Origin of the sequence: Enterococcus pernyi (assembly GCF_045371165.1) — a bacterium.
Taxonomy (GTDB): Bacteria; Bacillota; Bacilli; order Lactobacillales; family Enterococcaceae; genus Enterococcus_B; species Enterococcus_B pernyi.
Window position 1 is genome coordinate 199,006 of record NZ_JBIQDM010000004.1, and the last position, 19,228, is coordinate 218,233.

Genomic DNA, 19,228 nt, shown 5'->3' on the forward strand with positions numbered 1-19,228 from the left:
TGATAAGATGAGTAAAGTATAAGGCTTAGAACGACTCTAACCGCAAGTATTTATTCGCATCTTTTATTATAATCAGTATGATTCTCAAAAAAGCATCTATTCCAGAAAGGGTTTTAGTTATATGAAAAATACGCAAAAAATAAAAAAATTATTAACCGCCTCCATCATTGCAGGAACCGTTTATGGTCTTTTAGCGCTACTTACAGGATTGATGATCAATTACAATGTCCTCTTGCTTGATGGTGTCTATACGATGGTCGGTGCGCTGATGTCTCTGATCGCATTATATATTGCTAAGTTTATCCAGACACAAGATTTTGAACGTTTTCCATTTGGAAAGGAATCACTGATGCCCTTGGTTGTTTTTATCCAATACAGTGTCATCCTATTGATTTCTTCCTATGGCCTGATTGAGTCTTTTTTCAGTTTGCTTTATGCAGATACCTACGTTGATTTAGCGATTGGTTTGCCTTTTTCTTTGTTTGGGACACTCTTTTGTTTTGTCTTTTATCTTTATTTGAAAAAAAATCCGATCAATCATTCCTTTTATAAGGTGGAGCTGGAACAATGGCGTTTCGGGTTTCTGTTTAGTTTAGGGGTAGTGGTTTCCATCATTGCCTCTGGGTTGCTCGCAAAAACATCTTACATTGCAATCGCCCAACTGATCGACCCTGTGATTTCCATTGGAATCACTATTTTCTATATTTATCTATCGGTGACTGAAATCAAAAATGCCACATTAGAACTTACTTATGCACCCCCAAAATATGAATTACGCGAAAAAATATTGTTTGTAGTTGATAAGCTCTTGCAAAATATCGCCATCGAAACCTATGTCTTACGAATCGCAAAAGTCGGGGATCAAGTCATTCTTGAACTAGATATCGTGATTTTACCCGACAGTGAATTAGATAGTATCCGCGCGCAAGATCATCTAAGAGATAAACTCAACCACAAAGTAACTGAAGGTTTCTCTGACTATTCTTTATGGCTGAATATCAACTTTATCGGCGATCTCAAATGGGCATAAGAGAGCATATTTATAAAAAAACAGAAACTTCTCCAATAAGAAAACGTTTGGGAAGTTTCTGTTTTTTTTCAATTGATCTGTATTTGACTACATGCTTTAAGATCCCTATATTCTCCTCACCGAATACAGATAAATTAGTTTATGATTCTCATTGTTTTAAAATCACGTTACTTAGTCATATTTAATCACAAAAAAATTATCCTGTAGGCTAGATTTATTTCAGCTAACCTTATTTAGAAGAATTCCCTACTAAATGTCGGCTGATCTCTTTTTTCAATTCGGTAACAATAGCTTCTTCACTCGCCATAGATAAAAATTCTAGCCACTTAGTCACTTCTTCCGACTTTTGTTCACAGATAGATTTTCTAACCATAATAACCCCAAGGTAATCATATCTTTTCGCATTTTCAGCAAAACTATGTGCATAATCTAGTATATTTTTGCATTCAGTATACATAGCGTTCTCTAAAAATATTGTTGAAAAATTAGTTAATATTGACAAACGTAGAATTGATATTTCATTTAATTTATTATACTTCTCTAAACTTCGTAACATTTTTGGAACAATGCTTTTGATTGTTTCTAAAGGTAAAAAGTAAAAAATAAAATTGATGGTCCTGATATCATCGTATGTCCAAGTATCAATCAAAGAAATCCTATCCCATACAATAGTTGCCAATTTCATACTTATGTCTGAAAAATTTAATTTATTTAGTTCATTTAGTTCTATAAAAATATGTAAAATATGATTTATCTCGTTAATTTTATAATCATTATTATTTTTTAAATATCTTTCACATCGTTTAATTAACATATCTATCTTACTTCGTTGCGCATTAGATACCAAGGAATAAAAATCAACTAATATTTCTTGTCTTTCACTATTATTATATTCATTACAAATATATTCAAATTCATTAAACGATACATTGACTTGTTCTAATAGATACTGCATTGTATCGAATGACGATACTCTATTCTTGCTCTCAAACTTAGAGAGGGTTGAACGTTCTAGATTTCCATTGCATATATTATTTTGTGAGATACCTTTAGATTTTCTTATCATTCTATATACACTTCCATAATTCCAAATCATGATTTTCTTCTCACTTTCTCTAAATTTTCTAACTATGTGACTTTGAGCCACATGATAAATTATACCATTTTTTTAATATAGTATGTATTTGTAGAAAAAAAGGGAAAGGAGAATAATATGAGGTACAAAATAAAATCAAAATGAAGGCGTATACTTTGGTTGATTGGAGGTTAAATAAGCTCAAAGTTTAAGGAGAATTGTTGGGAGTGATCGATATAGGTTGATTATGTTGAATTAATAAAAGTGAAATTTTTAGATTATGTGATTTAGATTATTATGAAAAGTAGAATACAACCTTTTCAGAAGAAAAAGAAGTCCAAAGAATGGTGGATAAAACTCATGATAAAGAAAAAAATTAAAACAAAATTATTAACAGGAATGGTATCGCTCATAATTATAGGAACATTCTTTTTACCAGCTGCAGTAGAAATTACTAATGCTTCAGATATCACTATTTCGACAAATCAGAGTACCAATAGCACTGAGACTACAATTAACGATTACTTTGCCAAAAATCCAATCAATATCACTGGCATGAATTCAAATGAGGCAACTAAAATTGTTAAAAGCATGGTAACGTTGTCCGATACAGCAAAAGGTGTAAGTGATAATGAAAAATCTAGTATTACTAATGCGTTTAAAGCTAATCTAGGGAATACATTTTCATTACACGCAAACAATTTTATGCTGGATTTCACTAACGTGACTGTCTTGCAAGTTTCTGGCGAAACTGGAACAGAAGATTACTATACAATCACTGTACCAATAGTTGACAGTAATCTCAATTTCTTTAGTAATGTCACTGCTGTATACGACATGAATAAAAATTTAAAAGGTTATCAAGAAACTCTTATTTCCAAATCAGTAAAAGATACCTTTGAAATCAATTTGTATTCTAATGGGACTCAAACAAATCATCAAATTCTTGAAGAAAAATTTGTTAGTAATGAAGACTTACAGCAAGAACTTCAAGATGTTCAAAAAGAAGCAAGGCAATTACAGCAAACAAGAGGTTTAGTAGAGAAAGTTGCTTGTCTAATGATTGTTTTAAATATTAGTCGCACAATCGCAAATATTCTTGCTCCAGTCTGTGCAGCTGCTTGCTTATCAGTAGTTCCAGTATGTGTTGCTTGTGTAACAGGTTTTGTTGCTTTAGGTGGTGCATCAATTACAGGTGTTATCGGCTGTTTTAAATTATAAAAAAATTTATTTTGATCGAGGACTTACAAATGAAAGGCATTGTAAACAAGAAATTTACTATCTATTCAATTATGAGCATCCTTTTAATACTAATTGGGTTCTTCTTTTATTCAAAGCCATTAGAACCTAAAAATACATTAACTCTAATCAGTAATTCTCAATTGCAGGCAATGGTAGACAAGAAGGAGGATGCTATTATCTATTTTGGTAGGCCCACTTGTCCTCAGTGTCAAGAATTTGAACCTTTATTAAGAGAAATACTAGCAAAAAATAAAACCTCTATTTATTATTACAATACTGATGAAGCTCGAAAAGACAACTCAGACACACTAAGTAATTTTTCAGCTAACTTAGACGTGGATACAGTGCCAACAGTCATTAAACTTTCAAAAGGAAAGACCATAGATAAAATAGTAGGTCTAAAGACTACAGATGCTATATATGAATTTATTATAAAATAAGTAGGTGGACATTTGGTACACGATAAAAACTGGACTAAAAATGAAATGTTTTTAGCGCTATTAAAACTATCAATTATTATAAATATTGTCGGAAATTTAGTTACTAATCTGAAAGATAGTGGCGGATTACTTTATCTCAATCTATTATTCGGTGTCTGCTTTCTTCATATTCTTAGATATTACAATCTGAAAGTTATAGAAAAGTATTTTTATATAACTTTGGAAATATTATTATCACTAATAGCAATATTTTACTTTATATCATCTACAATCAATTCTCTCAAATAAGGAATATGTACTGAAATATTAAAAATACAGCTTCGCTAATGGACCATGAGTGATTTTCTCGTGTTCCATTAGCGATCTTTTCTTATGCAGACATCGGCGATCTCAATTGGGCTTAAGAAAGAGCGTACTTTATAAAAAAAACAAAAGCTCCTCCAATAAGAAAACGTTTGGGAAGCTTCTGTTTTTTTCAATTGATCTGTGTTTGATTATGACCTAGAAAGGTAGAGCTATTTGACAACGATCTCTTTGCTTTCGAATTGACCGAAATCAATGGTAAACGTATTGGTTTGACTATCATAGACAATCCCTTCACTCGTAGACACCACGTCAGTAAAATCACTTGGTAAAGTAAGTGTTACTGGTTCAGTTTGTTGCGTTGGATTGGCAATTGTATAAACTGTTTGTTCTGCCTTCGTTTGTTTTAGTAAAGAAATTGGTTTATTCGTTTTGATCCCTACCATTTCTCCGCCTTGTTCTTGCCAAAAATTGATGCCTAAGTAACCAGAGGTTTTCACTTCGACTGCTTGGATTTCTTTGGTATTTTGCAAAATCGCAACTGGCTGTTTTGCTGCATAATCTGCTAATTCCGATTGAGTCTTGCCGGGCAACATCACATAAGCATATTCTGCATCTTTTGGTTGCTGTCCATGATTGATTGAGAAGGTGCGGTAGTCACCTGTATAGGGTGTATCACTAGGAAATGCTTCATTGATTTCTCGATAAGTACCTGTACGTGTCTCACTGATCACATCGACTGTTTCCTTTTGTGGGAAATAATAACCGATCGACGCATGTTGATGATCTGATTCTAACAATAACCAAGATGTCTCCTTCGTTTGTTGTGACTGATCAATCATTCCTGTATCCGAAAGTACTTGATACGTATACGAATCATTTAATAAACGATTATCGACAATTGTTTCGATTGAAACAGTTGTATCTCCTGTAATACCGGCACCTAAGGCAATGATTTGCCCATCCAATGTAAACCATGACTTCTTCCCTTGTACATTCATCGGTAAGGTCGTTCCATTATTCTTTGTTCCTTCTTTGTTAAGAGCCATTCCTACTACACCTTGATCTCCAGCAACGGCACCGCCTACCCATGTTTCATTTGAAGTCACTGTAGTAAATGCTGAAATTTCATCTGCTAAAGGTACTGTATCGATGGTCGTACCAGGTAAACGATAAGGATCGATTGTTGGCCAATAACTCGGACCGAATTGGACTTGGTCATCATTGTAAAGATAGATCATCCCGTCAGACGTATGCCAGCCTCGTTGATTTTCCAGATTTCCTGCTTCAAATGAAGAGATTCGCTTCGAATACATGCTTAATCCTAAATGGTAACTCTCTGTTCGTTGGACAAACCGATCCATTGCATGGTACATCTTTGTTCCGATGAACGGTAGTTGCTTACCCATCACCGTGGTATTAGCCAATAGCTCCGTTGTCATCATCAAATCATTGTAATCTCTCGTATTTGTCAAATAATAGTTAGGATTAGACAACATCCAATATTTCACTGCTTCTTGTAAAGCTTTTTGCTGTGTTTCAGGTGCAAATTTCGCCACGATCATTAAATTGTACATCGTTGTCGATCCGTAACCCGTTTTTGTCGCTGCTGGTACTCGAGAAATGGAACGACCATTGACTAAAGGCAACATTTCACCTTGATACACTAATGGGATAAATGCCGATTGTACGTTATCAACAAAGGACTTTATTTGATCAGCTGTCAACGTATAGCGAGATTCTTTGACGATCGATAAAATTTGGCCTACGCCTTTGACTAGTACATTGCCATAAGAGCCTGTATAAGGGATCGTTTCATGCTGGATAAATGAACCATCTTGATAAAATCCATCTCCATGTGTCACTAGTTCGAAGACATCAGTAATACTTTCAACTGCTTGTGTGACTTTTGCTGGGTCATTTTGTAAGAGACCTAGTCCTAAGACAGTTTGCGCTAAATCTGTGCGATTCGCACCAGTTGTTGAAAAATTTGGTATAAAATCAAGCGCGACAAAAGTTCCTTGTGGTTTTGTGTAGAGTTGTTTAAATGGATCGGGTACATATCTACTCAACACAGCCGTATACTCTTGAAGTTTCTCCTCTGGTACGTCTTCATCCAGCACCATCAAAATTGCCACAAATTTTTGAGCTACTCCGATTTGCCAATCCCACCAATTGCCATGATACTTTGTTCCATCATAGCCTTTTTTTGTGATCATAAAATCTAATCCACTTTGAATCGCTTGACTGATGACTTCATCTTGATAAAAACTTGTCCCATTCGTTCCATATGCTAACGCTAGTTTTTGCAACTTTGTAAATTGCGTGGTTAAATCTGCCGAAGCGGTATTCCCAGATTCTAATGGCCACAGATACGTGCGGTCAGGATCTTGATTCATTGTCTCGTAAAGTTTTTCTGCTTCGTCAGAAAGAGCGTTTACATAATTGGCAATCGCTGGATTAGCTAAATCGGTCGTTGTTGACACAAGTTGATCTTTCCAGTTTGCTTTCATTGTTTGAAATTCTTCTGTCGGTTCTTCCACTTGCAGACTATTGACCGCTCCACTACGCATGGAATAAATAGTTAATTTACTCTCATTCCCAAATAACCGAATCCCTGAATAACCTGACCAGTCCCCATTGATCGTTGTCCCATCAGAATAAAGAACTTCTTGATTTTCATACAACAAACGGTCGTTCAAATATGCTTGGAACGATGTTCCTTCATATCTTAGTAACAATTTATAGGTTTGTCCTGAAATCAGTGTAGGACCTTTGATGGCTGTCAACCATTTCCCCCCAGGCTGCCCCAATTGCCATTCACCATCGCGCATATAGGCAAACGATTGCCAGTTCGATGTCGTCTGATCGTTTCCTCGAAAAACTAGTCCAAAATTGGTCTGTCCCTCATATAGAAACGTGTATTCTAGATCACCTGAGCTACGGACACCTGCATCTAATAATAACGACACAGACTCAAATTGTTGATTGACTTTCTGGTTTGCGATCTGTAACCCATTCTCGTTGGTATATTTATCTGCTTTTCCAACAATGTCTTGCCAAGTACCCAAATGCTGCGAAAAATCTGACTCATAGTTCCCTGATGTCGTATTTTTTTGCATGTCAGTCTGTGTTCCTTCTGCACCGACTTGTTGACTGTACCTTAACCCAATACCAACGAATAAACTACACCCTAATGTCACCACTAATTTTGTTGACCAACGCTTCATTTTGTTCTCCTTTTTGATTATAGATATTTTTTGAACTAAAAAAATCTGCAAGAAAGGCGCATTCTTATTTCGAACGATTCTTTCTTGCAGATCGGATCACGACCTTGCGATCACTTCATTCATTTTTTATGAATCATTTAAGCTAAGATCCCGGCAGCACTTAATGCAATCGAAAGAATCAAAATGATCCAGATCACGCGAGTTGAATTCAATTTCTTCTGACCTAACATCCAGTAAGTCAATAAGACTAATAAAACCGGTACTAATGAAGGTAAGATCGCATCTAATGTATCTTGAACAACTAACTCCACCCCATTTTGTTTGTAAACGAAAGGAACCGTTGCTTTGATAACTGACGGAACCAAGGCACCAATAACTGTGATCCCTAAAACAGTTGCTGCGTTGGTGAATGCTGTTAGTTTATTTTTCAGAGTCGTAACTAATTTAACTCCTTGCTTATAGCCAAGTGGTAATAATGCTGCTCGTCCAAAAAGTAAAGCGATATTGGCAATGATCCAGATCACACAGCCAACGACTGATCCGCTTTGTGCCAATGTACCTGCGATTGAACCAAAAATCGTTCCCCAGATGACATGGAATAATGAATCGCCTACCCCTGCCAATGAACCCATCAACGCTGTTTTCAACGCGACAATCGTATCTTTTGCTTTGTAACCATCTTCTTCTTCAATTGCCACATCGATCCCCATGATCAAGTTCCCAAAAATTGCATTCGTATTGAAAAATTGATTATGAGTATTCATCATATCTTGTAATTGTGATTTGTCTTCCCCATAGAATTTTTTCAGTACAGGTAAAATACCATAGAGATAACCGGTACTCATCATACGCTCATAGTTCCAATTCAATTGGCTACCAAGGATATAGCGCCAACTGATGACATTCAATTCTTTTTTCGTTAACTTTTGATTACTCATCGCCATCAAAACCTCCTTCAAGTGTTCCAGTGGTTGTCACTGTTTGAGCAGTTGCTTCTTTTTCGTTATCTCGTTTGAATACTAACAATGCAGCAATAACACCAACGATTGAAATACCAAGCATTGGTACTTGTAGATATGCTGATAAGAAGAAACCTAAAAGTAAGTAAGGAATATACTGTTTTGCTGGTAAATAATGTAAAAGGATGGCCACACCGACAACTGGTAGTACGCCACCTGCTGTACGCAATCCATTCATCAACCATTCAGGTGTATTTTCTGTGATTGTTGAAACTGCCGCATCACCGACTAGTAACATCAATAAGATCGGGATTGCTCGAGAAAGCCCCCATAGGAATGAACCAGATAATACTAACCGTGGGATACTGTTGATACGCATATCTTCAATCGCACGATCGACACGGTGAAGCAAAAAGACATTACAGAAGCGAGCAACGACATCAAGCTGTAGCATCAGTAATGATACTGGTACAGCTAGACCGATCCCATATTCCGCCCCTTTACCAGAAATAACAGCAAACGCCGTTCCTAATACAGCGCCAGTAAAGAAGTCGGGTACAGATGCACCTCCAAAAGCCGCAATCCCTAAACGCATCAATTGAAGGGTTCCCCCTACCATCAAGCCAGTTTCTAAATCTCCCATGATCATCCCGGAGATCATTCCCGCAATGGCTGGTTGTGTCAACGTATTTGAAATAAGTGAATCATTGATTGCAATAAAAGCATAAACTGTAATAAGAATAATTTGATACATGGCTAAATGTTGCATGATTATTTCCTCCTAAATCACTTTCTTAGTTTTTCCATAAAATCGATGACTGGATCATTTGGTACCAGTTGAGCGGTCACTTTTATGTCTTTGGCTGCGATTGCTTCAAACACTGCTTCTTCTTCTTTCATGACCTTGATGCTTTTCGTGATTTCTCTCGCACCTTCTTTATGACTCATGTTTCCTACATTAATTGCAGCCAGCTCACCGCCCGCTTCTAAATACCGCAAGACATCTGTTGGATTTTTAAAAAGTAAAAAAATACGTTGCTTGCCATATTTGCCAGATTGAACATTTTTTGCCGCCGCAGCAACAGTTAAAACGGATAGCCGCATAGATGTAGGCGCTGCCATTCTTAATGAAGATTTTTGTAAAGAATCCATTGCTGCCTCATCATTGATCACGATGATCCGTTGTGTATTCAAACTTGTGGACCAAATTCCTGCAACTTGACCATGAATCAAGCGTTCATCAATCCTTACATTGACAATATTCGCTTTGCCTTTAAATTCCTTATATTGTGCTAGATCTCCCTCTGCGGCTTGCGTTTCTTCCGCTTCCGTTGCGATCATCTTGTTTTTGACATCTACGATACCCCCGCGTGCCAAATCGATCAACGCCTCGATCGTTGCTTGTGGATTAAGGGTCGCTTCCATGACTAAAGGTAAAGACATCCCAGCAATAATTGTAACTTCTTCATCTTCTAGGTAATTTTTTAGCGCTGTGTTACATGGTGTCCCACCTAGCAGATCTGCAATAATCAAGGTCGAACCGTTAAGGGCTTTCATTTTCTCAGTTAATTCATGTTCAAATTGTAAATTATCGCCATCTGGTCTTAAAGAAAGTGTGTAGACATGTTCTTGCACGCCAACGATCATCTCTAAACTGGCTTTGACTCCATCGGCCATGCTACCATGACTGACCAATAAGATATTTCTCATCTCTCTTCCCCCTTAAATAAACATCTAAGCTACTTAACATGTTAGCTATTGATTACGTACACTATATCACATATCAACTCAAACGTAAACCTAACATCTTAACATATTATATTTTTTCTTAAAAAATTTAGATCCAAAATTAATCCATTGCCACAAACAAGTTAACATGTTATGGTAAGATTAATTGAATACCGCAAAAAAAGGAGGTCTCATGTGGTGATTCCCAAATATGAACAAATTAAGCAAGAATTATTAGCTGAAATCAAAAATCATTTATTTGTTCCTGGAGATAAGTTTTACTCAGAAGCAGATATCAAGAAAAAATATTCTGTCAGCTCGATCACAGCCGTTAAAGCATTGAATGAGCTTACAACCGCTGGCTATCTCTATCGCGTCCAAGGGAAAGGGACCTTTGTTTCTAAATCAAAAGTCTCTCAATCAGTCAAATTCTCAGATATCGAATTACATTCATTAGATAAAGAGAAGGTCAAGGTCGTTTCGATAGAAGAAGCGCAAGAACCTGAAATTTTAGAAGAACTTGGACTACCAAAAAATGGTTCTTATTATCGCATCAAACGAGTGCGATATTTTGAGGATATCCCTTTCCTTGTGCATATCACTCATCTGCCAAAACGTTTGGTCAAGGAACCTATTAGTAAAGACTTATCTCAATACTCCAGTATCTACGAGAGAGTGAGAAAAGATTTTGGGATCGACCTCTTCTCTCTTTCATCTGTTGAGACGAATGAAATTGTCTTTCCCGATGATCCAGAATTATTGAACTTGTTAAAGTTAAGCTTTCGCGAACCAGTCGTCAAACAAGTCAAGCATTCTTTTCTTGCCGATCGAAGCGTAGCCGAATATATCATTAGTTATAAGCACTGGAAATATTTCAAAACAAAAATCGAAGTAGAAGCAGAATAAGTAGAACGGTAATAGCCGTAATTTCGCACCCATTGAATTAAATAAGCAAAACCAGAAGGAATCCATCAGACCGTTCTTTGAACGTTTTGTGGATTCCTTCTTAACTATATATATCTATCCATGATCGGAGTTACTTACTTTAAAAAATAAATAAAGTTATTTATTTTCCGATCTTTCTGTTTTTTTATTTTGCCATTCGCTTTTTCTGATTATTTAGGTTATACTAGTTTAAAGTTAATATGTTAATAAATTAAGAGGAGTGGTATGATGGGATTACAACAAACAAAAGATTCCCTTATTTCCATAAGTCAGTCTGTCGATAGCGCCTGGCTAGCGAAGCAAATTGATTGGTGTTGCCAAAAAATCGAACATAATATGACACGCTACGGTCTAGATTTTCCGTCGGCTTGCGCAACAAATGGGATCTATCGGATCAAACCTAATGATGACTGGACGAATGGCTTTTGGACTGGCATGTTATGGTTGGCTTATGAATGGACTGGTAAAGAGAAATTTCTCGTACGTGCCATGGAAAATATCCATAGTTTCAAAGAGCGTTTAACCACACATCACGTATTAGATCATCATGATATTGGTTTCTTATATAGTTTATCTGCTGGTGCAGGCTATCGGTTAACCAACAGCTTATTATGCAAAGAAGAATTGCTTCAAGCCGCAGATGTCTTACTTGCACGTTTTCAAGAAAAAGGACAATTTATCCAAGCCTGGGGCGCGTATGGCGATCCAAAAGAATATCGCTTGATCATCGATTCATTGATCAACTTACCTTTATTGTTCCAAACTTCTGAGATTTCAGGTAATGATCATTATCAAGAAGTAGCAAAGAAACATTACGAAACAGTGTTACGTACCGTTGTTAGAGAAAACGCAACAACTTTCCATACGTATTATTTTGATCCTTCAACCGGTACACCAACTCACGGTGCCACACATCAGGGAAATAGCGATGAGTCGATTTGGGCACGTGGCCAAAGTTGGGCTGTTCTTGGGATTCCTTTAAATGAAAGTTATTTAAAAACTTCGTCTTTACCTACAAATTATGAAGCAATCGTGGATGTCTTTTTGGCACATTTGCCAGAAGACCTTGTTCCTTATTGGGATTTTGATTTCACAGATGAACATCCTTCTGACAAAGATAGTTCAGCCTTAGCGATCACCGCCTGTGGATTATTAGAAGCCGCAAATATGGAAGCGTATCCTCAGTCTGAAGAATTAGCGAAAGGAATGCTCTACCAATTAGGCGAACATTACACATCTTTGTCCGAACCTGATAATGAAGGTCTATTACTACATGGCGTATATGCCCATGCAGAAGGTAAAGGAATCGATGAACCTAATCTTTGGGGCGATTATTTCTATCTAGAAGCTCTGATGCGTTTAGCAAAACCCTCGTGGAAAAAATATTGGTAAGGAGAAACCAACATGCAAACTTTTGAAATAAAAGAAGACTTTCTTTTAGATGGGCAGCCAATTAAATTGATCAGTGGCGCCATCCACTATTTCCGTCTTCCTCAATCGCAATGGGAAGATAGCTTATATAACTTGAAAGCATTAGGCGCAAATACTGTCGAAACCTATATCCCTTGGAATATCCATGAACCCAAAGAAGGACAATTCAACTTCGAAGGAATGAATGATTTCACTGCTTTTGTTGCACTTGCTCAACAACTTAGCTTGATGGTCATTTTACGCCCTTCTGTATATATTTGTGCAGAATGGGAGTTTGGCGGTCTACCCGCTTGGTTGTTAAAAGAACCAGGTATTCGTTTGCGGTCGACGGATGAACGATTTATGACAAAAGTCAAAAAATACTATGATGTCTTACTGCCCAAGATCCTCCCTTTACAAATTTCAAACGGTGGCCCTGTTATCATGATCCAAATCGAGAATGAATATGGTTCTTATGGGATGGAAAAAGCGTATCTACGTGAAACGAAACAACTACTAGAGAATGCCGGCATCACTGTTCCTCTATTTACTTCCGATGGCGCTTGGAATGAAGTATTGGATGCTGGAACGCTGATTGAAGATGATGTATTCGTCACTGGTAATTTTGGTAGTCATTCTAAAGAGAATAGTGCGGTCTTGCAAACCTTTTTTGAGAAACATGGGAAAAAATGGCCCTTGATGTGTATGGAATATTGGGATGGTTGGTTTAATCGCTGGGGCGAGCCGATCATCAAACGAGATGCTCAAGACCTAGCGAATGAAGTCAAAGATATGTTAGAAGTCGGTTCTTTGAATCTGTACATGTTCCATGGAGGCACCAATTTTGGTTTTTATAATGGCTGTTCCGCACGTGGAAATACCGATTTACCACAATTGACAAGCTATGACTACGATGCGTTACTCACTGAAACGGGTGAACCTACAGAAAAATATTATGCTGTCCAACAAGCAATCAAAGAAGTTTACCCCGACGTATGGCAAGCAGAACCACGTACAAAACAATTAGAGTCTCTTGGTAGTTACCCAATTGATACTAGCGTTTCTTTACTAAACACAAAAGAAACACTAGCAAAAGCGGTACCTACCGCATATCCTATGACGATGGAACAAGTCAGTAATGGGTATGGTTACGTCTTATATTCTTTGGCATTGAAAAACTATCACCATGAAAACAAAGTGCGGATCATCGAAGCAAGTGATCGAGTTTCTGTTTATGTGGACGAAACCTATCAATTGACGCAAGACCAAACAACGATCGGTGAAGAGTTCATGATCCAAGGAAAGACAGAAAATGAAGAAATCCAATTAGATGTACTAGTAGAAAATCATGGAAGAGTCAATTATGGCTCAAAATTGAATAACCCGACCCAAACAAAAGGGATTCGTGGCGGAATCATGCAAGATATCCATTTCCATCAAGGCTATCTACATTATCCTTTGCCACTATCAGCCGAGCAACTTCAGCTGATCGACTATCAAGCTGGCAAAAATCCAGCTCATCCTTCGTTTTATCACGTATCATTTGATGTAGCCGAGCCGATAGATACGTATATCGATTGTTCCAACTATGGTAAAGGAGTGATTTTTGTCAATGGGATCAACCTTGGCCGCTATTGGAATCGTGGACCGATCTATTCACTTTATTGTCCAAAAGATTTCCTTAAAAAAGGGGAAAATGAAGTGGTGATTTTCGAAACAGAAGGCGTCGAGATCCACTCTTTAGATTTTCTCGCAGAACCGAAAGTTGAGCAAAGTGTTTGATAATGATAACTAAACAAAGACGAGGGTCATCATCTGATGACCCTCGTCTCTTTTCGTTGACAGTTATTCATGTTCTAATTCAATTTTCTTGGGTTGTTCTTCTGCTGGAACTTGTTCAAACTTCCGCAATAAATAAATCTTACGAATATTCAATACTAATGTTTTGATCACCGCATACACAGGGATACAGATCAACATTCCCATGATGCCAGCAACACTTCCTGCACCGATCAATACTAAAATGATCGTTAGTGGATGAATGTTCATTGTTTTTCCGAAGAGTAATGGCTTGATCACATTGCCATCCAATTGTTGGATAACAAGAATGGATAACGCCATGTAGAGTGCTTGAAATGGCGAAATAAACAGTCCGACAATAATAGCTGGTACTGCACCAATAAAAGGGCCAACGTACGGTATGATATTCGTCACTCCGCAAACGACTGCCAGCAACAAACTATACGGCTGCTTGAAAATCGTCATTGCAATAAAACTCATCACGCCAATGATCACTGCATCCACAATCGTGCTACTGATATAAGCAGATAGTGTTTCATTCAACTCTCTGACCGTTTGGCGTAATTCTCCTCGAATTGCTTGAGGAAAGAAAGGCGATAACGCATCGATAAATTTATGTCCATCTTTGAACATAAATAATAAGATGAATGGGACAGTAAACAATAAAATAAAGAATTGCATCATAAAAGAAAGAATTCTTGAAACGCTCCCTGTCAGACTAACCAACAAGATATTGAACAAGTTGCTCAACGACAAGTTGGCAGACGCAAACTGTTCTTCTAGATTCAATGAACGAAACTCTTCTCTTTGCATGATCTCAGTCAACCAACGACTTGTTTCGTCTGCATATGCAGGGATACTTCTGGTTAATTGCACTGCTTGATCAACCAATTGAGGCAAGATGTTCATGATGGTCAAAAAGACGATCACTAATAAAAAGATCAATGTCAATAGATAGCCCAACACGCGTGGTACTCGATGTTTTTCTAAAAACAAGACAACTGGATTAAACATGTAATAGAAAAATCCAGCAATGATCAACGGCATAATGATTGCAGATGCCATTCTTAAAATCGGGTGAAACACATTTGGCATACGTAAAATAAAGAAAACGCCAATAATCGTTAAGACTAATTCCACTGTCCAAAATAACAATTTTGACTCTTTGAACCTTGAATACATAGATATCCTCCAAATTTCATGCTTACAGATACTCTTATTTTATCATTTATTCATCGGTAAAGCGCTATTTTTTCTTTTATTTCTTGTTATTTAAAAAAAGTGGTTACTTAGGTAGATAAACTAACCAGATGTAAGTTAGTAATATTTTTATACGTGGATAATTCTTCGATCACTTCTGCATACGTCAATCCTTTTGGTAAATCGATCGTATAAACATTTTTATAAATACGGTAATCATCCACAAATTTTACATCAAAATTGACATCCTCGATCGTAATGTTTCTTTTTTCAAAATAATCATTCAAGAAATCCTTGGTTTCTTTTCGATGAATAAATTGGATCACTAATTTTTTCGTTGTTGGTACATGGATGATGCGCTTCACTACAGTCAATGCAAACACAATACCGACGAAACTAGTGAGTGCAATGGCATAAAAACCCATTCCGATTGCAATACCCAATCCTGCGATTGCCCAAAGTGAGGCTGCGGTCGTTAACCCAGTCACTGATTGTTTCGTAACAATGATCGTACCTGCTCCTAAAAAGCCGACGCCACTGACAACTTGTGCAATCAAGCGAGCTTCATCTGAACGGAGGGTCCCAACTAATTCAGGATACTCTAATGCATTTCTCAACGCACCACTGGCAATTTCCACTTGGATCAAGGCAATAATACAAGCCCCCATACAAACCAAAATATGTGTACGCATCCCTGCTGGACGGTTTTTATATTGTCGCTCAAAACCAATTGCTCCGCCAAAAAGCAATGCGATACTCAATCGTATAATAATTTCTGGTATGGATAAAACCATATCCTCCATGAATATCCCCCCTCCTATCAAATATAGCACGACTAAAAAAAACAAACAAAATATAACTATTTTTTATGACCTAAAAAAAAGCCACTGTGCCAGATCATCTGATAAAAACCAGATGATCTCCAGTGACTGAAATCTTTTCTATTATAATTTGCTTGCTGCTGCTTCATCAACAATGACTATCACGTCATCATGATTTTGCAAAGCACTTGCTGGCATATCTGTGGTAACAGGTCCGTTGATCATTCCTTTGATTGCTTCTGCTTTACTTTCGCCATAAGCCATCAAGACGATTTTTTTACCGTTTAGAATTGAGCCGATTCCCATAGAAACTGCTTTCGTTGGGACGTCTTCCACTTTATCAAAGAAACGTTTATTGGCATTGATTGTTGATTCAGTTAAATCGACAACACTTGTTTTTCCATCAAATGGAGCACCAGGCTCATTAAAACCGATGTGACCGTTTTGACCGATCCCTAAAATTTGGATATCGATTGGATGTTCTTCAATGATTTGGTCGTAGGATTGACAAGCTTGATCTAAATCAGCTGCTTTTCCATCAGGTACGAATGTTTCTTTAAATGGTTTCTTGTCAAATAATTCAACATTCATAAAATGGCGGTAGCTTTGATCATCTGAGCCACCTAATCCAACATACTCATCCAAGTTAACAGAAGTCATGTTACTGAAATCCATGTCGCTTGAAGTCATTTCTTTATATAAAGTGATTGGCGTACTCCCTGTTGCTAAACCTAGAACTTTCGCACCATTTTCCATTCCATTTTTAATTATCTCAAAAGCTTTTTTTCCGCCTTCTTCAGCATTTTTCACACGAATGATTTCCATAACGATTACTCCTTTTGTTTTGGTATAGCCCAATTATAGCACCTTTATTTCAAAATGACAATATCTGTATAGACCAAATATGCCATAATTATCAAAATATTATTGATTTCATCAAAACGTAACTAAAAGTTCCAGAATCAAAAAAAACTATAAAAGTCATCCATCTCTAATGGCTTTCATAGTTTTTTTGTCAATTCATAGTACTAGCCTTATTCCTATTTAGGAATCTAGTGATTGTTGGATGTTTTTTCTGCGAGTAGAGAAATAGTATTGAAAAATAAACGCGCACAATTGGAAAATCAGTCCCGTAACAGTCACACCTACCCAACCATAATGCTGCCACATCATTGAGCCTAATAAAGAGCCTGTTGCTCCACCGATAAAGTACATAAACATAAAAATCGTGTTGTTGCGGTTACTTGTTGCTTCGCCAAGACCTTGTACTCTGCTTTGATTCGCTACTTGCCCGAACTGGTTCCCAACATCTAATAAAATGATTGCAACTAATAGGACAGCAACATAATCACCAGCAATGAATAAGGCTAGGAAACTGATTGTCTGCATCACTAAGCCCATGCCAACGATTCTTCTTTCTGAATAACTATCCGCCAAGCGGCCCACGATCGGCGCAGCTACTGCTCCCGACAAACCAAAGATTGCCAAGATCCCTGCTTCAAAAGTTCCCCAACCATAGGCTGGACTACTGATATAAAAGATCAGCGTTGACCAAAAAAGCGAAAACGTTCCAAACATAAAAAAGCCATTGATTGCAGCTTCACGCAACAATCGTTGCTCTTTGACGAGTTTCGGTAAGCTTTTTAGTGAAGCAAGATAAGAGACTGTTGACTCTTTTTCCAACGTTCCTTGTGTTCTCGGTAATTTTAAATAGAGTAGCACAGTGAGCGCTCCAACTAGGCAAAGGGCAAATAGGTAAACACTACGCCAAGAAAACCAACTGGCAAGAAGTCCTGAAACAGTTCGAGAGAGCAAGATGCCCATTAGTAAACCACTCAATAAGATCCCCATGGTTTTTCCTCGCGCTGCTGGTCCTGCAAGTACGGCGCCGTAAGGAATAATGATTTGCGGAACGATCGATAGTAGACCAATCAAGAAAGAAGCAACTGCAAATAGAGCAAAGTTTGGTGCGAAAAAGGCTGCTAATAAGGATAGTGCAGATAATCCCGCCATGCGAATGATCAATTTAGGTCGATCGACAACATCCCCTAATGGAACTAAAAATAATAATCCTAATGCATAGCCTAACTGAGTCAGCATCGTCAACAAACCCACAGCACTCGTATTGACTGATAAATTTGCCGCTACTTTTGTGCCAATTGGTTGGATATAATACATATTTGCGACGACTACTCCACAGGTGATCGCTAATAATAAAATCAATGATTTCGAAAGCGGTGTTTGCTTATTCATTTCCATCGGATTCCCCCATTTCCTTTCTTAGTTTACAACTTCTTAGAATAATTGAAAACAGGGAGGCTCAAATAAAATAAATAAAGTTATTTAACTAAATGTTTTCTTCGATCTCGATAGATAATGACCACCAATACTGTTAAAACTAACACACTAGCGACCAAAACAAGTGCTTTTATATGTTCCCCATGAAACAATGCTTCTCCGCCACACGCATATAAAAGGGAAGATGGCACTACGCCGATAAGGATCGATAATAATAACTCACGAACCGAAAGATTTAAGGAGGTTGCGGCAAAGTTCACGACAGAAGACGGAATCACCGGTACCATATAGCCGATCATGACTCCTATTTTTGGATGCTTCATCCGACGTATTGCTTTGACCCAACGATTCTCTTTTTTACTATGATCCATAAAGGATAAATGTTGCATCAAAACGATCGATAAGATATTTCCAAGTGCATTGCCTGTTACATTGATAACTGTTCCTAGAAATGGACCATAACTTAGGCCGACGACCACACCGATCACAGAAGTAGGAATACCTGGCACCGCACACATCAAACTGATCAATAACGTCAAAATAAACGCAGCAGATACTCCGTGTGAACGAATTTCTCGCATCCATTCTTTGCGACTTGCCCGTGGATCTAGCAATAAGTGGATATCTGGTCGATACTCTAAATAAAGTTGATAGCCAACAAACAAAATCAGCAGTAATCCTAAACCAATCAGTGTATTACGTATATATTGCTTTTTCATAGCGACTTCTTCTCCTCCTCAGACTTAC

At 37.4% G+C, this 19,228-nt stretch carries 16 protein-coding genes; 6 read left to right on the forward strand and 10 right to left on the reverse strand.

Annotation, left to right across the window (positions count from 1 at the left end; translation table 11 throughout):
* Positions 1-121 precede the first annotated feature (121 nt).
* Positions 122-1,030, forward strand: a complete 909-nt coding sequence (locus ACH0AK_RS07015; RefSeq protein ID WP_224434259.1) for a cation efflux transmembrane domain-containing protein — start codon at positions 122-124, stop codon at positions 1,028-1,030.
* 229 nt (positions 1,031-1,259) lie between these two features.
* Here ACH0AK_RS07015 and ACH0AK_RS07020 read toward each other — a convergent pair whose 3' ends face one another.
* Positions 1,260-2,126, reverse strand: coding sequence for a helix-turn-helix domain-containing protein (locus ACH0AK_RS07020; protein ID WP_226076169.1), 867 nt, complete (start codon positions 2,124-2,126; stop codon positions 1,260-1,262).
* Between the two features lie 339 nt (positions 2,127-2,465).
* Here ACH0AK_RS07020 and ACH0AK_RS07025 point away from each other — a divergent pair, with 339 nt between their 5' ends.
* Entirely contained in the window at positions 2,466-3,326 is an 861-nt protein-coding gene (locus ACH0AK_RS07025) for a hypothetical protein (protein WP_224434260.1), read from the forward strand.
* A 29-nt stretch (positions 3,327-3,355) separates the two neighbouring features.
* On the forward strand, positions 3,356-3,787 hold the full coding sequence (locus tag ACH0AK_RS07030; RefSeq protein ID WP_010734304.1) for a thioredoxin family protein: 432 nt from the start codon (positions 3,356-3,358) through the stop codon (positions 3,785-3,787).
* A gap of 515 nt (positions 3,788-4,302) precedes the next feature.
* Here ACH0AK_RS07030 and hylB read toward each other — a convergent pair.
* The 4 genes from hylB to ACH0AK_RS07050 form a co-directional block, all read right to left on the reverse strand.
* Positions 4,303-7,320 carry a hyaluronate lyase HylB gene (hylB, locus tag ACH0AK_RS07035; protein WP_499796809.1) on the reverse strand — a complete coding sequence of 1,006 codons (3,018 nt, stop codon included), beginning with the start codon at positions 7,318-7,320 and terminating at the stop codon, positions 4,303-4,305.
* Between the two features lie 137 nt (positions 7,321-7,457).
* The gene (locus ACH0AK_RS07040; protein WP_226076237.1) at positions 7,458-8,258 is read right to left on the reverse strand and encodes a PTS system mannose/fructose/sorbose family transporter subunit IID; all 801 of its coding nucleotides are present in this window, start codon (positions 8,256-8,258) and stop codon (positions 7,458-7,460) included.
* A complete protein-coding gene (locus ACH0AK_RS07045; RefSeq protein WP_010734299.1) occupies positions 8,251-9,048 on the reverse strand; it encodes a PTS mannose/fructose/sorbose/N-acetylgalactosamine transporter subunit IIC in 798 nt (265 codons plus the stop codon). The genes ACH0AK_RS07040 and ACH0AK_RS07045 overlap by 8 nt, the downstream gene beginning before the upstream one ends.
* Positions 9,049-9,065: 17 nt before the next feature.
* On the reverse strand, positions 9,066-9,989 hold the full coding sequence (locus ACH0AK_RS07050) for a PTS sugar transporter subunit IIAB (RefSeq protein WP_224434263.1): 924 nt from the start codon (positions 9,987-9,989) through the stop codon (positions 9,066-9,068).
* Positions 9,990-10,205: 216 nt separating this feature from the next.
* Between ACH0AK_RS07050 and ACH0AK_RS07055 the strand changes: the two genes are divergently transcribed.
* From ACH0AK_RS07055 to ACH0AK_RS07065, 3 genes are all read left to right on the forward strand, one after another.
* Complete coding sequence (locus ACH0AK_RS07055) at positions 10,206-10,913, forward strand: GntR family transcriptional regulator (RefSeq protein ID WP_023520339.1); 708 nt, start codon at positions 10,206-10,208, stop codon at positions 10,911-10,913.
* Between the two features lie 267 nt (positions 10,914-11,180).
* Positions 11,181-12,344 (forward strand): glycoside hydrolase family 88 protein, encoded by a 1,164-nt coding sequence (locus ACH0AK_RS07060; protein WP_226076176.1) that lies wholly within the window; start codon positions 11,181-11,183, stop codon positions 12,342-12,344.
* 12 nt (positions 12,345-12,356) lie between these two features.
* Complete coding sequence (locus ACH0AK_RS07065) at positions 12,357-14,144, forward strand: glycoside hydrolase family 35 protein (protein ID WP_226076179.1); 1,788 nt, start codon at positions 12,357-12,359, stop codon at positions 14,142-14,144.
* A gap of 63 nt (positions 14,145-14,207) precedes the next feature.
* Here the strand turns inward: ACH0AK_RS07065 and ACH0AK_RS07070 are convergent, their stop codons facing one another.
* The 5 genes from ACH0AK_RS07070 to ACH0AK_RS07090 all read right to left on the reverse strand — a co-directional run bounded on the left by ACH0AK_RS07070 (position 14,208) and on the right by ACH0AK_RS07090 (position 19,200).
* Entirely contained in the window at positions 14,208-15,344 is a 1,137-nt protein-coding gene (locus ACH0AK_RS07070) for an AI-2E family transporter (protein WP_499796810.1), read from the reverse strand.
* Positions 15,345-15,451: 107 nt separating this feature from the next.
* Positions 15,452-16,165: an MgtC/SapB family protein gene (locus tag ACH0AK_RS07075; RefSeq protein ID WP_010734293.1), complete on the reverse strand. Its 714-nt coding sequence runs from the start codon at positions 16,163-16,165 to the stop codon at positions 15,452-15,454.
* A 141-nt stretch (positions 16,166-16,306) separates the two neighbouring features.
* The gene (gene nagB / locus ACH0AK_RS07080) at positions 16,307-17,008 is read right to left on the reverse strand and encodes a glucosamine-6-phosphate deaminase (RefSeq protein ID WP_023520342.1); all 702 of its coding nucleotides are present in this window, start codon (positions 17,006-17,008) and stop codon (positions 16,307-16,309) included.
* 219 nt (positions 17,009-17,227) lie between these two features.
* Positions 17,228-18,442: an MFS transporter gene (locus ACH0AK_RS07085; RefSeq protein WP_023520343.1), complete on the reverse strand. Its 1,215-nt coding sequence runs from the start codon at positions 18,440-18,442 to the stop codon at positions 17,228-17,230.
* A gap of 80 nt (positions 18,443-18,522) precedes the next feature.
* Positions 18,523-19,200 (reverse strand): TVP38/TMEM64 family protein, encoded by a 678-nt coding sequence (locus ACH0AK_RS07090; protein WP_010734290.1) that lies wholly within the window; start codon positions 19,198-19,200, stop codon positions 18,523-18,525.
* Positions 19,201-19,228: the final 28 nt, after the last annotated feature.

Excerpts from the sequence above, each read along its gene's own strand:
- ACH0AK_RS07015 (WP_224434259.1), top strand. The coding sequence starts at position 122 with ATGAAAAATACGCAAAAAATAAAAAAATTATTAACCGCCTCCATCATT.
- ACH0AK_RS07020 (WP_226076169.1), bottom strand. The coding sequence starts at position 2,126 with ATGATTTGGAATTATGGAAGTGTATATAGAATGATAAGAAAATCTAAA.
- ACH0AK_RS07025 (WP_224434260.1), top strand. The coding sequence starts at position 2,466 with ATGATAAAGAAAAAAATTAAAACAAAATTATTAACAGGAATGGTATCG.
- ACH0AK_RS07030 (WP_010734304.1), top strand. The coding sequence starts at position 3,356 with ATGAAAGGCATTGTAAACAAGAAATTTACTATCTATTCAATTATGAGC.
- hylB (WP_499796809.1), bottom strand. The coding sequence starts at position 7,320 with ATGAAGCGTTGGTCAACAAAATTAGTGGTGACATTAGGGTGTAGTTTA.
- ACH0AK_RS07040 (WP_226076237.1), bottom strand. The coding sequence starts at position 8,258 with ATGAGTAATCAAAAGTTAACGAAAAAAGAATTGAATGTCATCAGTTGG.
- ACH0AK_RS07045 (WP_010734299.1), bottom strand. The coding sequence starts at position 9,048 with ATGCAACATTTAGCCATGTATCAAATTATTCTTATTACAGTTTATGCT.
- ACH0AK_RS07050 (WP_224434263.1), bottom strand. The coding sequence starts at position 9,989 with ATGAGAAATATCTTATTGGTCAGTCATGGTAGCATGGCCGATGGAGTC.
- ACH0AK_RS07060 (WP_226076176.1), top strand. The coding sequence starts at position 11,181 with ATGGGATTACAACAAACAAAAGATTCCCTTATTTCCATAAGTCAGTCT.
- ACH0AK_RS07065 (WP_226076179.1), top strand. The coding sequence starts at position 12,357 with ATGCAAACTTTTGAAATAAAAGAAGACTTTCTTTTAGATGGGCAGCCA.
- ACH0AK_RS07070 (WP_499796810.1), bottom strand. The coding sequence starts at position 15,344 with ATGTATTCAAGGTTCAAAGAGTCAAAATTGTTATTTTGGACAGTGGAA.
- ACH0AK_RS07075 (WP_010734293.1), bottom strand. The coding sequence starts at position 16,165 with ATGGAGGATATGGTTTTATCCATACCAGAAATTATTATACGATTGAGT.
- nagB (WP_023520342.1), bottom strand. The coding sequence starts at position 17,008 with ATGGAAATCATTCGTGTGAAAAATGCTGAAGAAGGCGGAAAAAAAGCT.
- ACH0AK_RS07085 (WP_023520343.1), bottom strand. The coding sequence starts at position 18,442 with ATGGAAATGAATAAGCAAACACCGCTTTCGAAATCATTGATTTTATTA.
- ACH0AK_RS07090 (WP_010734290.1), bottom strand. The coding sequence starts at position 19,200 with ATGAAAAAGCAATATATACGTAATACACTGATTGGTTTAGGATTACTG.